This window comes from Bacteroidales bacterium, from assembly GCA_029210725.1.
In the GTDB taxonomy this organism is placed as follows: domain Bacteria; phylum Bacteroidota; class Bacteroidia; order Bacteroidales.
Map to the genome: position 1 here is coordinate 41,252 of JARGFM010000010.1, position 12,300 is coordinate 53,551.

Annotated in this window: 11 protein-coding genes, 1 tRNA gene and 1 pseudogene; 2 read left to right on the top strand and 11 right to left on the bottom strand. The window is 47.2% G+C overall.

Going from position 1 to position 12,300, the window contains the following annotated elements; all coding sequences use genetic code 11:
- The first annotated feature begins 332 nt into the window (after positions 1-332).
- Entirely contained in the window at positions 333-1,316 is a 984-nt protein-coding gene (locus P1P86_07175; protein MDF1574959.1) for a hypothetical protein, read from the top strand.
- Positions 1,317-1,440: 124 nt separating this feature from the next.
- Here P1P86_07175 and P1P86_07180 read toward each other — a convergent pair whose 3' ends face one another.
- From P1P86_07180 to gdhA, 8 genes are all read right to left on the bottom strand, one after another.
- Positions 1,441-1,941, bottom strand: coding sequence for a biopolymer transporter ExbD (locus P1P86_07180; GenBank protein MDF1574960.1), 501 nt, complete (start codon positions 1,939-1,941; stop codon positions 1,441-1,443).
- On the bottom strand, positions 1,941-2,570 hold the full coding sequence (locus tag P1P86_07185; protein ID MDF1574961.1) for a biopolymer transporter ExbD: 630 nt from the start codon (positions 2,568-2,570) through the stop codon (positions 1,941-1,943). The genes P1P86_07180 and P1P86_07185 overlap by 1 nt, the downstream gene beginning before the upstream one ends.
- Positions 2,571-2,594: 24 nt before the next feature.
- Positions 2,595-3,254 carry a hypothetical protein gene (locus P1P86_07190; GenBank protein MDF1574962.1) on the bottom strand — a complete coding sequence of 220 codons (660 nt, stop codon included), beginning with the start codon at positions 3,252-3,254 and terminating at the stop codon, positions 2,595-2,597.
- 6 nt (positions 3,255-3,260) lie between these two features.
- Positions 3,261-4,079, bottom strand: coding sequence for a MotA/TolQ/ExbB proton channel family protein (locus tag P1P86_07195; protein MDF1574963.1), 819 nt, complete (start codon positions 4,077-4,079; stop codon positions 3,261-3,263).
- Positions 4,080-4,186: 107 nt separating this feature from the next.
- A tRNA-Ser gene (locus P1P86_07200) sits at positions 4,187-4,274 on the bottom strand.
- A 141-nt stretch (positions 4,275-4,415) separates the two neighbouring features.
- On the bottom strand, positions 4,416-5,453 hold the full coding sequence (locus P1P86_07205) for an asparaginase (GenBank protein ID MDF1574964.1): 1,038 nt from the start codon (positions 5,451-5,453) through the stop codon (positions 4,416-4,418).
- Positions 5,443-6,225, bottom strand: coding sequence for a TatD family hydrolase (locus P1P86_07210; protein ID MDF1574965.1), 783 nt, complete (start codon positions 6,223-6,225; stop codon positions 5,443-5,445). The genes P1P86_07205 and P1P86_07210 overlap by 11 nt, the downstream gene beginning before the upstream one ends.
- A gap of 141 nt (positions 6,226-6,366) precedes the next feature.
- The gene (gene gdhA / locus P1P86_07215; GenBank protein ID MDF1574966.1) at positions 6,367-7,707 is read right to left on the bottom strand and encodes an NADP-specific glutamate dehydrogenase; all 1,341 of its coding nucleotides are present in this window, start codon (positions 7,705-7,707) and stop codon (positions 6,367-6,369) included.
- A gap of 131 nt (positions 7,708-7,838) precedes the next feature.
- Here gdhA and P1P86_07220 point away from each other — a divergent pair.
- A pseudogene (locus P1P86_07220) lies at positions 7,839-9,120 on the top strand (IS1380 family transposase).
- 338 nt (positions 9,121-9,458) lie between these two features.
- Here P1P86_07220 and dprA read toward each other — a convergent pair.
- The 3 genes from dprA to P1P86_07235 form a co-directional block, all read right to left on the bottom strand.
- Positions 9,459-10,586 carry a DNA-processing protein DprA gene (dprA, locus tag P1P86_07225; GenBank protein MDF1574967.1) on the bottom strand — a complete coding sequence of 376 codons (1,128 nt, stop codon included), beginning with the start codon at positions 10,584-10,586 and terminating at the stop codon, positions 9,459-9,461.
- A 61-nt stretch (positions 10,587-10,647) separates the two neighbouring features.
- Positions 10,648-11,133, bottom strand: coding sequence for a hypothetical protein (locus P1P86_07230; GenBank protein MDF1574968.1), 486 nt, complete (start codon positions 11,131-11,133; stop codon positions 10,648-10,650).
- On the bottom strand, positions 11,120-12,298 hold the full coding sequence (locus P1P86_07235) for a proline dehydrogenase family protein (GenBank protein ID MDF1574969.1): 1,179 nt from the start codon (positions 12,296-12,298) through the stop codon (positions 11,120-11,122). The genes P1P86_07230 and P1P86_07235 overlap by 14 nt, the downstream gene beginning before the upstream one ends.
- Between the last annotated feature and the right edge of the window lie 2 nt (positions 12,299-12,300).

The window sequence follows — 12,300 nt, forward strand, 5'->3', positions numbered from 1 at the left end:
TTTTTGTTATACCCGCTCGTCGCTTAAAATCTTTACTGCGTAAACATTTGTAGGCTATCTCACGGGTATAACTTTCATAGAGGTGCTATTGTACGGTCTCTTTTTTAGGCGGGTCCGCCAGGGTTTTATTCTTGTAAGGAGCCTGTCTTTATAATTTGTTCAGGGCAATCAGAAAAACCTTTCCTGGCGAAAAGGAACCCTCTCATGTTGGCTGATGAGAAAGATACACGTAGGACACATACTTTTACTTGTTGATATTTCCTTAAAAAGGCAGTTTGTTTTTTGTATAATTTCATTTCCTGGACATAGACACCCCCTAAGGGACCAAATATATGGCAGCTGAATTCCTCTCACCTGTTGGGACATCGTACCAGATTGATCGCCTGATTTCTGAGGCAAACAATGAAATTGTCTTTTGTGCCCCGGTGTTGAAGCTGCATGAGAGTGTGATTCTGCGATTGCAGCAGGCCGATCAGCGCAATATACGCATTACCCTGCTGTACGGAAAAGAGAGGAACCAGATCAGGGGTCAGCGCTGGTTTAAGGAGTTCAGGAATCTCCGGGTCCTTTACCATGATAAATTGAATACCTTTCTTTTCAGAAATGAAAAGGAGATGATTCTAACCTCCATGGGCCTTCTGGATTTGAGTGGAAGTCAGCATAGCGATATGGGACTGCTGATATCGAAATTAAGGGACAGGAAGGCTTATGAGGATGGTATTTATGAACAGGAGCTGCTTGTTGAATATGCAGAAGAGGTATTCGCAGGGGCCAATTTTCAGAAGCCGGATGATTTTACGCGACCCGATGAAATTATCAGAGATATGCCCTACCTGAACTATTTTGGTATTGAGGAGAGGGTTCTGGAGAATGGCAAAGTGAAAGCTCCCAGCGGGAAGTTATATATTCCCGAAATGGAACTGTATAACGACGGGACCATCAAGATCCAGGGATTCAAAAAAACACGGCAAAGGCACGGGGAATGGATTTTTTATAGCTACGAAGGTTTTGTCAGAGAGGTAGTGATCTATGAAAACGGAACTTACGTGGATAAGATCTACTGTGATTATGAAAATCCCGCAAAACCCATATCCAAATACTATTTCCTGTTCGGTATCGGGAACTCCGTTAAAAAGCTCTATGGGAAAAATATAAGTGAGCTTTATTTTGACAGCCAAATTGAGATGTATGCGGGACCGGATAAAACCAAGCTCCTTTACCACACGGAGCGCTTTCTGAAAAAGCGTTCCATCTTTGATCAGCCGGTGACCTTCCAGGACATGGTTGATCAGGTATATGCCGCCCTCTACGAATAAGCACTCTATGACCACTGGGCTTTCCAGGGAATTTCAGCTGCGAGATCATATATGGCTCCGGGAATAAAGAAAAAAAAGAGGGCAACCCATCCGGGAGCCCTCTGTATGATTGGATCTTCTCCTGTTACCGTTGTCTTCCCTGCTCCCGGTATTCTTTACGGGCAGAGTAGTTAATGATCAGCGCTTTGGCACGCCTGAGTGCCTTCTTCACATCATCCACTTTTCCCATAGAGATGTTCTCATCGATTCGCAGGGACATGGTCATTCTGTTCTTATCCGATTCGGGAAGCTTTTCCCTCTCAAAAAGTACAAAGTCCTGGATCGACTCAAAGGGGATGCCCTCTTCATTTACCAGCTTGTCGTTCAGCTGAATCAGGGGCTCAGTTCCATACAACCTGGCCACGTGAGCCACGGGGCGTCCGATGTATATGTAACTAACAAGGGATTTCTTCTCCAGTTTCTTCACCTCTGTTGCCTCAGGCACTTTTACCCTGACCTGCACCTCTGTTTCCCTCATTGTTGTCGCCACCATGAAAAAGAACAAAAGCATGAAAACAATGTCAGGCAGGGATGAGGTATTGATCGTCTGAAGACCCTTACCCTTTTTTCTTCTAAATTTAGACATTAGTTACGTCCTCCTATGTTTTTGGGTTCCGACTCGGAAATGTTCATCTTATAGATATTCCTGATTCCTTCCTGGATCTCTTCTTCAATAGGATTGGCTGGATTTAAATCATCATATGCCTTATCGAAATAGAGCTTGCAGAAGTCGTCTCTCAAAGTGTTCACAGCGGCCACCAATTCATTCTGCACCTGGAGATATGCTCCATAGGTCGTAGTACGGTCGTTCTGAAGGGATATTACTCCTTTAGAGACCTTACCCCTCCACATTCCATCGGGGGGAAGCAGGGATGAACTGCCAGGAGGAAACTGAACCTCAGTATCTTCCATAACCGGCAAATCCGCTTTATTCATCGGATTGGTAAAGAACTCCATGGTCTTTTCTTTCAGCGCCAGCCTGTCCATCACTTCACCACCCACCATCAGCAGGTCGCTTCGGTTGAGAAGTACCACCAGTACATTTCTCTTGTTTACTTGTACATCCGTAATCTGGTCTTCCTCGGGTTCAGGAGGCAGCAGCCTGGTGATCCCGGTATCAATGTCCATGGTGGTGGTAACCAGGAAGAATATTAACAGAAGAAAGGCTATATCTGCCAGTGATCCTCCATTTACTTCCGGTGTTGATCTTGCCATCGGTTTTTGTTTTTCTAGTGATTCTTATTTGAATGCCCTTGAAATAATGGCATAGAGAATTGACCCCAGGGCCAATCCAAATAGCATATATGTTACAAAAAGCACGGTATCGATCATTTTAAGGGTCCCGGGATCGCTGTTATCCGTTCCTGTGTAACCAATGATCTCAATGGGCGTGCCTTTTGCCAGCACATAGGAAATCACAATCAGCACTGCCGCTCCGGCCAGTATGGCCAACAGCCTGATCAATGCTTTCGGATTGGAAATGACTGCGACAAGAGGGAATACGATAGCAGCCAACGCTGTTAAGATAATCAGGATATAGGCCCATACCAGTGCGATATCGGTACGGAACCAAACCAGGTATTCCCATCCGGAGAGAACCTCACCCAGATCTGGAGGGGGAGTATTAAGTGCCTCAGCAGCTGCAATTTCAGCTTCCTCCTCGGCTCTCTCTACTGCTGCAAGGTTTTCTGCAATAGCGACAGAATCCGTCAGGCTTGTATCTATTTCAGGAATTGCAGCCATAGGAGTCAGGTCCATGGGAGTCAGTGTTTCTTCCACCTTCAGCTCAAGCGCATCATAATTAAGCGTCTTGGGACCAATGTAGAAGAACAGAACCACCACCAGGGAGATTCCTGCAACCACAAAAAGTGTGATTCTTGTTAATTTTGAAAAAGCCATAGCTTCTTATTTTTTAAGATTATGTTTTACCAGCATGTCCACGAGAGAGATAGAAGCATCTTCCATCTTATTGACGATTCCGTCAATCTGAGACACCAGGTAATTGTAGAAAATCTGGAGGATGATGGCCACCATCAGACCCGTTACGGTTGTAATAAGGGCGATCTTGATACCACCGGCAACAACTGTCGGAGAAATATCTCCCTGCTCCTGTATTTTATCAAATGCATCGATCATACCAATTACCGTACCCATGAAACCAAGCATAGGAGCGATGGCGATAAACAGAGAGATCCAGGAGAGGTTTTTCTCAAGGAGCCCCATTTGAACACTGCCATAAGATACAACTGATTTTTCAACCACATCGATTCCCTGTTCAGCGCGGTCCAGACCCTGATAGAAAATACTCGCTACAGGTCCGCGGGTTTCGCGGCACACCTCTTTGGCAGCTTCAATTCCGCCATTATTCAGTGCTTCTTCCACAGCGTCAAGGAGTTTATCGGTATTGGTGGTTGCCAGGTTCAGGTAGATGACCCTTTCAAAAGCCAGGGCCAAACCAAAGATCAAAGTCAGCAGGACAGCGCCCATAAAGCCGGCACCACCTTCGATAAATTTGGTCTTCAGGGTGGTGTGCAGTACTGCAATTCCACCTTTTTCTTCGGCAGCTGTTGTTTCAACAGCAGCCACTGGCTCAGTTACAACCTCTTCAGCAAGCTGTGTGGTCTCTTCAGCGTCAGGAGTTTCGGTAGTTTCGTCCTGCGCAAAGATCGATGCTCCCATAAAAAGCATCCCGAATACGGCTATCAATGCAAATAATTTTTTCATGGTGTTGTTTGTTTGTTTTACTTTATTATTTAACGTGAATAATTCTCTAATATACTTCAGACTTATACAATTTAGCACAAATATAAGACATGTAAAAGAACTTTTTGCGGAGAGAGAGGGATTCGAACCCTCGGTACCCTTTAGGGGTACACACGCTTTCCAGGCGTGCCAGTTCAACCACTCCTGCACCTCTCCGATATACCAGTAAAGACTAACTGGGTCGCTCAAACCCGCTTATCTTCAGAATTTTGTAAGAACTACTCCCGTTACCCAACACTGTCTTTCCCTCGGAAGAAATTTGCGGCGAAAAATACAAAAAAATATTAAAACAAGCACTCAAGGCAGTGTGATTTCTCCTTTAAGCGATTTATTTAAAAGCATTTTAACCTCATCCATCTTCAGACCCTGAGCCAGCAGTACCATCATTTTGGCTGTGGCAGCTTCTGTCGTAATATCATAACCACTTATTACTCCGGTGTTTAAAAGGTGTCTGCTGGTTTCGTATCTTCCCATCTCCACACTACCCCGACGGCACTGGGTAACATCTAAAATGACAATACCTTTATCAACCGCCGATTTTATTCTTTCGAGGAACCAGGATTCTGTGGGCGCATTACCTGCCCCGTAGGTTTCCAGGATCAAGCCTTTCATTTCCTGATAACTCAGAACTGAATCCATGTACTGCGGGGTGATACCCGGAAACAGTTTCAGGATGGCGATATGATTGTTCAATTGCTTATGAACGATAAACTCCTTGATTTCAAGCGGGTAACGGATGGCTTCCCGGTTGTATACAATGTGCACTCCTGCATCGGCGAGATAGGGATAGTTGGCCGATTGAAAAGCATTAAACTGCTCGGCGCTCACTTTGGTGGTTCTGTTCCCGCGAAGCAGCTTGCTCTCGAAATAGATGCATACTTCCGGAACCACCGGCCGGCCGGACTCTTTTGCCGCTGCAATTACAATGGAGGTGATCAGGTTCTCTTTTCCGTCAGTTCTGAGGGCTCCGATGGGTAACTGGGAACCTGTGAAGATGACCGGTTTGGCCAGGTCGTCCAGCATAAAACTGAGTGCGGAGGCCGAATAGGCCATGGTATCGGTTCCATGCAATATGATAAATCCGTCAAACTCCGTATAGTTCTTTTCAATGATTTCTGCAATCCGTATCCAGACGGCCGGATTGATCTCTGAGGAATCTATGGGCGGATCAAAACTATATGATTCGATCCGGTAGCCCAGGGTTTTGATTTCGGGAATCTGTTTCAGGATCTTATTCAGGTCAAAGGGCTTTAAGGAGCCATTGGCCGGGTCATTGATCATTCCGATGGTGCCACCGGTGTAGATGATTAGAATCGAGGCTCTTTCAGCGTTCATGCCGGGGGTTTAGTCGAAACAATTGTTCCGCGTTTGAAGTGGTGATCCTGGCAAGCTCTTCCAGGGTCAAGTTATAAATTTCTGCCGCTTTTTCAGCAGTTCGTAAGAGGTAACTGCTCTCATTTCTTTTTCCCCTGTAGGGAGCGGGTGCCAGGAACGGGGAGTCGGTCTCCAGCAGGAGCCTGTCCAGGGGGATTGCCCTGACCACCTGGCCCAGGCTGGAATTTTTAAAGGTGAGGATGCCATTGATCCCGATCAAAAAGTTGAAGGAAAGAGCCTGTTCCAGTTCATTCATTCCGCCTGTAAAGCTGTGAAACACGCCTCGGAGTCCGGGGCCTCCTTCCCTGTGGAGGATCCGGAATATCTCCTGAAACGAGTCCCGCGCATGGATCACCAGGGGCAGATCCAGCTCCATGGCCCATTCAATTTGTGCGGCAAAAACCTCCTCCTGTTCTTTCAGGAAAGTATGATCCCAGTAAAGGTCTATTCCGGTTTCGCCAATGGCAATGATCCCCGGCCTTTGCAGTCCTGTTTTCACCAGTGCCAGCTCCTCCCGGTAATTCTCTTTAACCGAGGTGGGATGCAGTCCCATCATTGGGAAGCAGTGGCTGGGGTATTTTTCCGCCAGGGCGAACAAGGGGTCTATGGACCGGCTGTCAATATTGGGCAGCAGCATACGGTTTACCCGTGCATCCAGCGCTCTCTGTATCATCTCCTCCCTGTCGGCATCAAAGGCATCCAGATAGAGGTGGGTATGTGAGTCGGTAAACATTTTTTTTCGGCTACAAACATACAACATTGATTGAAACAGCCGGAAAAAATCCAGGGTGTATTACTTCGCAGCAGATTCACGCCACTTTTAATACACCCTGGAAAAACTACTCCTTATACGGTATTCCCTTCCGGGAAGGAATTACACAACTCCCTGTGCGAGCATGGCATCGGCAACTTTAACAAAACCGCCGATATTGGCCCCGTTCACATAATTGATATAACCGTCTGATTCAGTACCAAAGTCCACACAGGTCTGATGAATATTCTTCATGATGGACTGCAGGCGACTGTCCACCTCTTCTCTGGACCAGGGAAGTCTCATGCTGTTCTGGGTCATTTCGAGTCCGGATACGGCAACGCCTCCTGCATTGGCTGCTTTCCCGGGTCCGTATAATATTTTCTTTTCCAGGTAGATCTCAATGGCATCCGGTGTGGATGGCATATTGGCTCCTTCACTAACCACCCTGCAACCGTTTTTCACCAGGGTTTCAGCATCATTCTTATTAATCTCATTCTCCGTGGCTGAGGGGAATGCTACGTCGCACTTCACATGCCAGGGACGCTTGCCCTCGAAGTATTCGCAACCGAAATGATCTGCATACTCCTTGATCCTGCCTCTGCGGATGTTCTTCAGATCCATCACCCAGGCCAGTTTTTCAGCATCGATACCGTCGGGATCATAAATAGTACCGGAAGAATCTGACAGGGTCACTGCTTTCCCGCCAAGCTGGGTCAGCTTCTGTACAGTAAACTGGGCGACATTGCCTGATCCTGAAACAGCAGCAATCTTGCCCTCCAGCGAATCTCCCTTGGCCCCCAGCATTTCCTGGGCAAAGTAGACAGCTCCGTAGCCCGTGGCCTCCGGCCTGATCAGGCTGCCTCCCCATTGCAGACCTTTACCGGTCAGTACACCGGTAAATTCATTTTTGATACGCTTGTACTGTCCGAACAGGAACCCAATTTCACGGCCCCCCACTCCGATGTCGCCTGCCGGCACATCTGTATCGGGTCCGATATGCCTGTTAAGCTCAGTCATAAAACTCTGGCAGAAACGCATGACTTCGTTATCAGATTTTCCTTTGGGATCAAAATCAGAACCGCCTTTCCCACCTCCCATGGGCAGGGTCGTCAGGCTGTTTTTTAATACCTGTTCGAAGGCAAGGAATTTCAGGATGCCCAGGTTCACGGTGGGGTGAAAGCGGAGCCCGCCTTTGTAGGGTCCGATAGCTGAGTTCATCTCTACCCGAAAGCCTTTATTGATCTCTACGTCTCCTTTGTCATTGATCCAGGGAACCCGGAACAAGATCACTCGCTCGGGCTCAGCCATTCTTTCGAGAATCTTTGCATGCTTGTATCTGGGATTCTCTTCAATGTAGGGAATCAGCGATTCAGCCACTTCCTGGACTGCCTGATGAAATTCTGGTTCTGCAGGGTTTTTGGCCTTGATTTTGGCCATGAATTGTTCAACTTTTGGATCCATATCTGTTTTTTAAAAGGTTCAGGTGCAGTAAATCTAGCCTGAATTATTCATAAATAAAGAGGATTTTGTTACCTGAACTACTGAAAAGTCAGTAAATTCAGGGTGTATAGAACAAAAACCCCCTTTCTACAATGTTAAAGAATAATTCTGAGATCAGCCCCTTAAATCTCGATCTTTTTCCAGCATCTGGCAAACCAGTTGAGCTTTCCTTTACCGGCGACCAGATCAGCAGCGATGGCGGCCTGTTATTGCTCCGGGAGGTTGAAAACCAGTTAGGACTCATTGATCGCATAAGCAACTGTATTACAGATAGTAAGGATCAACGATATACTGACCATTCCATAAAAGAGATGCTTCTCCAACGTGTATTTCAAATAGCCGCCGGATATGAGGACTGCAACGACTGTAATGATCTGCGCGATGATATGATTTTCAAGATGTGTGCAGGACGATTGCCACAAAGTGGTCATGAGCTTGCTTCCCAGCCAACGATGAGCCGTCTGGAGAACTCCGAAAGTAATTATCCTGGACTGTGACGATACCAATAATAATACCTATGGTCAGCAGGAATTGAGTCTGTTCAATAATTATTACCACGATTACTGCTACATGCCACTGCATATCTCTGAAGGACTGTCGGGAAGTCTGATCGCCACCATCCTCAAACCAGGCAGAAGGAGCAAGCAAAACGATGTTGCTTCTCTGTTGAAGAAGATCATTGGCCGCCTCAGGGAGGAGTTGGCCAATACGATGATCATTGTCAGGGGTGATGGTCATTTTGCATCTGCAGATTTCATGCAGTGGTGCGATGACCAGTACAATACTGGTTATATTACCGGATTGAGCGGGAACAGCAAACTGCATAAACTGGCCGGTGTAACCATCAAGAGTGCAGAAAGGGAATTTAAGCAATATGGCAAACCTGTAAAACGTTACCATTCCTTTTGGTACCAGGCCGGGAGTTGGGCAAAGCCACAGAAAGTAGTTGTCAAAGTCGAGGTCTCCGATTTAGGTACCAATATCTGCTACATTGTTACCGATCTGGTTCATTTCAGAGCAAGGGATCTGTATGAAAAAGGGTACTGTGCACGGGGTGCAATGGAACTGAGGATAAAGGAGCATAAGTTGTATCTCAAATCCGACCGTTCTTCGTGTAATAGTTTTAAAGCAAACCAGTTCAGGCTGTACCTGCACTCAATGGCATATGTATTACTGCATACCTTGCAAAAAGAGGTGCTACGTGGAACTGAGTTTGTCAATGCAACTTTCAAGACCATCCAGAATAAGATCATCAAAACCGCAGCATTGGTCAAAGAGCTGAAAACCAAGATCAAAATTGAGCTCCCAAGATGCTGTCCGACAAAATCCATACAGTCAAACTGCCTGGAGATGTTCTCCATAATGAGAGTCTAGCCTGAGCCATCTCACTGAATCACTGACATATGCATAAGAACGACAGCAGTCGTACAAGAAAACTATGCTCATAAATCACAGAATCAGCAGATTGTCGCACAAAATTCAGCCAGAGTAAATGAAAACAACCTGTATCATGTAAGATTTTGCCGCCAAACTGTGGTGCAGATACTATGATGACCTATCTTAGAGTGAAAATCGCGGTGAAATATCCCAGATTTTGGTGTTTATGAATTAATCAGGCTAAAATTATTTACCACAGTTGGATATGTCCTTTATCATGTAGTTTGTATGTCATTAAACAATGTCAGACAACATGTTTACGGCATATGACTTCTTCAGGGAAGACTGATCATGCTTTGATACAGCTTTCCCGGTTCGGCGAATACCCATCGCTTCAGTTCCATTTCTGTGAGCCTGGACAGCACCACCTGTATGGGAAGCTCCGATAAGCTGCTGAGCTCTTCCACTCTCAGAGTACCATGATGCGTAAGTAGTTCCAGCAGCCGCAATTCCTGTTCCGTAAAGGAGATTTTTCCGGAAGGTGTGCCGGCATGCTGATTTCCGTCTTCCGGCCAGTTCAGGTGGCCGATCACATCTTCAGCGGATTCTACCATGCCGGCCAGATTTTCCTTGATCAGTCTGTTACACCCTTTCGAACGGTCATCTGTCGCACGTCCCGGGACTGCCAGAACATCCCGCTGATAGGAAGAGGCCATGGCCGCCGTGATCAGGGCGCCTCCCGATGCTGCCGATTCCACCACCAGTGTGGCGCTGGCCATGCCGGCAATAATTCTGTTCCGGCGCAAAAAATTATTACGTTCGGGGCCCATACCGGAGGGGAAATCAGTGACCAGGGCCCCCTGACTGCGAATCTTTTTAGAGGTTTCGCGGTGAGCATTTGGGTACAGTGTATGAAAGCCATGGCCCAGCACGGCTACGGTGGGAATCCCTCCTTCCAGGGCTGCCCGGTGGGCGATAACATCAATGCCAAAAGCCAGTCCGCTGATAATCACCAGGTCTTTGATCCTGCTACTCAGATCCAGAACGATGGAACGGCACATTTCTTTTCCGTAAAAGGAGGCCCTCCGGGTTCCAACCACGCTTAAAGCCCTGCCGTGGCGGAGCCCGTCACTTCCCTGGCAATAAAGCAAGATGGGGGCGTCCTCGCATTCTTTTAAGCGTTGTGGGTATTCTGCATCCTCCAGATACAGGGCCGAGACCTGGTTTTTCTCCATAAATGCCATCTCCTTCTCCGCCTTTCCCAGCAGGGAGGATGAATGGATGGATTCGGACATCAGCGGGCCAATTCCCGGGATCTTCTCCAGGGTGGTCCTGCTCATCCGGAATACCTCACGGGCCGAACCTGCTTCTTTGATCAGTTTTCGTGCGGTAACCGGCCCGATGGCAGGGGCCAGAGTCAGTGCTATCTGGTACTGAAGTTCAGGATGGAAGGAGCCGGACATCGTTTTTTGGGTTGATGTGACGGGCGCCCTGCTTATCGATACATCGTCAGGAAAATCTGACTCATGAACCGCTCCCTGAATACTTATTTAGTGAATCGAGCATTTTTTCCCTGAGCTCTTTGTCCATGGCCGACAGGCTGATTTTTGGGTAGGAGGCTATTTTGCCCCGGAAATTCTGGTGAAGGATCAGCATTTGCTGTGTTCCGAACAGAAATGGTTTGAGCTCATATTTCACAAATTGCTTTTTCGGAATCTCGATGGAGTTCTTCCGGCTGGTAAACATACTTATCGGGTAGTAACGTACCACGATCATCTCTCCCCGGTCGCTGTAGGCAACAAAGTAGGGACGTTTCAAATAATTGATCCAGTTGATGGCCAGGTAAACCACCGAAATCAGAATCATGATGTGGTATTTGCCAAAGGGCGAACCCGAAAAGTCAAACCAGTCTACAAACACCAGGAGCAGGATGATCAGGGCAAAGACAGTGGTCATTACCAGCCTGCTCAACCAGATGTGGTAGGTGTTTTTCTGGTTATCTATGTTCATTTTTTCTCCGTTGCCGCTCCCTTTTGATCAGGGCAAGTTCCCTGCCGGTCTGCCCTTTAACCGAAGTATTCTCTTCCACCCGTCGCATCAGGTAGGGCAGTACAAAACGAACCGGACCGTAAGGTACATATTTTGCAACATTAAAACCAGCAGCCGACAAATTGAAACTGATGTGTTCGCTCATGCCATAGAGCTGGGAGAACCAGATCCGTTTATCCGCAGGATCCACCCCCTGCCCGATCATCATCTCGGCCAGGTATTTGCTGCTGAATTCGTTATGTGTTCCGTTGAAAATGGAGACCACATCCAGGTTTTCCATGGAGATCTTCAGGGCCAGGTTGTAATCCCTGTCCGTACTTTCCCGGTCGGGCTGTATGGGATCTTCATAGCCCATGCTGGCCGCTCGTGCCCGTTCCCTCTCCATATAGGCTCCTCTGACAAACTTGGCTCCCAGGAAGAATTTCTCTTTGCGGGCCGTTTCAATGTCCTTTTCGAGAATGGAGATCCGGTCGTGCCGGTACATCTGGTAAGTGTTGAATACAATGCATTTTTCTTTGTTATACAGCTGCATCATTTCCATCACCACTGTATCGATAAAATGCTGGATATAAGTATCCTCTGCATCGATCATAATGGGGATGTCATGTTCATAGGCCGTACGGCAGAGCGTATTGATCCTTTGACGGAATTTTTCACCCTCCTCCAGGATTTTTTTATCGGGAGTTGTATCACTGCTGAGGATTTCAAGGGCCTTATGACTTCCGAACGCAGTGGGCTTGAATACCGCAAAGGGAATGTCCGGATTACTGCCTGCATTCTTCACGGCCCGGAGCGTCTCCTCCAGTGCCGCATTTATGGCTTTCTCTGTTTCCTTTCCTTCCACCGAGTAATCGAGAATGGAATAAACATTGGCCTTCTTGAGCTTTTCAACAGCCCCCTGGCAGTCCTCCAGCGTTTCACCTCCCACAAAATGTTTGAACGCGGTGGGCTTAACGATCCAGCCCACGGGGATCCTGAGTGCCGAGAACACTTTGATCACGGGGTTGCCAATTTTCACCAGGATGGGGTAGGAGATCAGTTTAAACAATATATATGCCCTGCGAAGATCGCGGTCCGACTTGATCCGGAAAGCCGTCTTTGTATCTTCAAAATTGATTTCTTTCATGG

Bases quoted from the DNA above. Each gene is read 5' to 3' on its own strand.
- P1P86_07175 (MDF1574959.1), top strand. From the start codon at position 333: ATGGCAGCTGAATTCCTCTCACCTGTTGGGACATCGTACCAGATTGAT.
- P1P86_07180 (MDF1574960.1), bottom strand. From the start codon at position 1,941: ATGTCTAAATTTAGAAGAAAAAAGGGTAAGGGTCTTCAGACGATCAAT.
- P1P86_07185 (MDF1574961.1), bottom strand. From the start codon at position 2,570: ATGGCAAGATCAACACCGGAAGTAAATGGAGGATCACTGGCAGATATA.
- P1P86_07190 (MDF1574962.1), bottom strand. From the start codon at position 3,254: ATGGCTTTTTCAAAATTAACAAGAATCACACTTTTTGTGGTTGCAGGA.
- P1P86_07195 (MDF1574963.1), bottom strand. From the start codon at position 4,079: ATGAAAAAATTATTTGCATTGATAGCCGTATTCGGGATGCTTTTTATG.
- P1P86_07205 (MDF1574964.1), bottom strand. From the start codon at position 5,453: ATGAACGCTGAAAGAGCCTCGATTCTAATCATCTACACCGGTGGCACC.
- P1P86_07210 (MDF1574965.1), bottom strand. From the start codon at position 6,225: ATGTTTACCGACTCACATACCCACCTCTATCTGGATGCCTTTGATGCC.
- gdhA (MDF1574966.1), bottom strand. From the start codon at position 7,707: ATGGATCCAAAAGTTGAACAATTCATGGCCAAAATCAAGGCCAAAAAC.
- dprA (MDF1574967.1), bottom strand. From the start codon at position 10,586: ATGTCCGGCTCCTTCCATCCTGAACTTCAGTACCAGATAGCACTGACT.
- P1P86_07230 (MDF1574968.1), bottom strand. From the start codon at position 11,133: ATGAACATAGATAACCAGAAAAACACCTACCACATCTGGTTGAGCAGG.
- P1P86_07235 (MDF1574969.1), bottom strand. From the start codon at position 12,298: ATGAAAGAAATCAATTTTGAAGATACAAAGACGGCTTTCCGGATCAAG.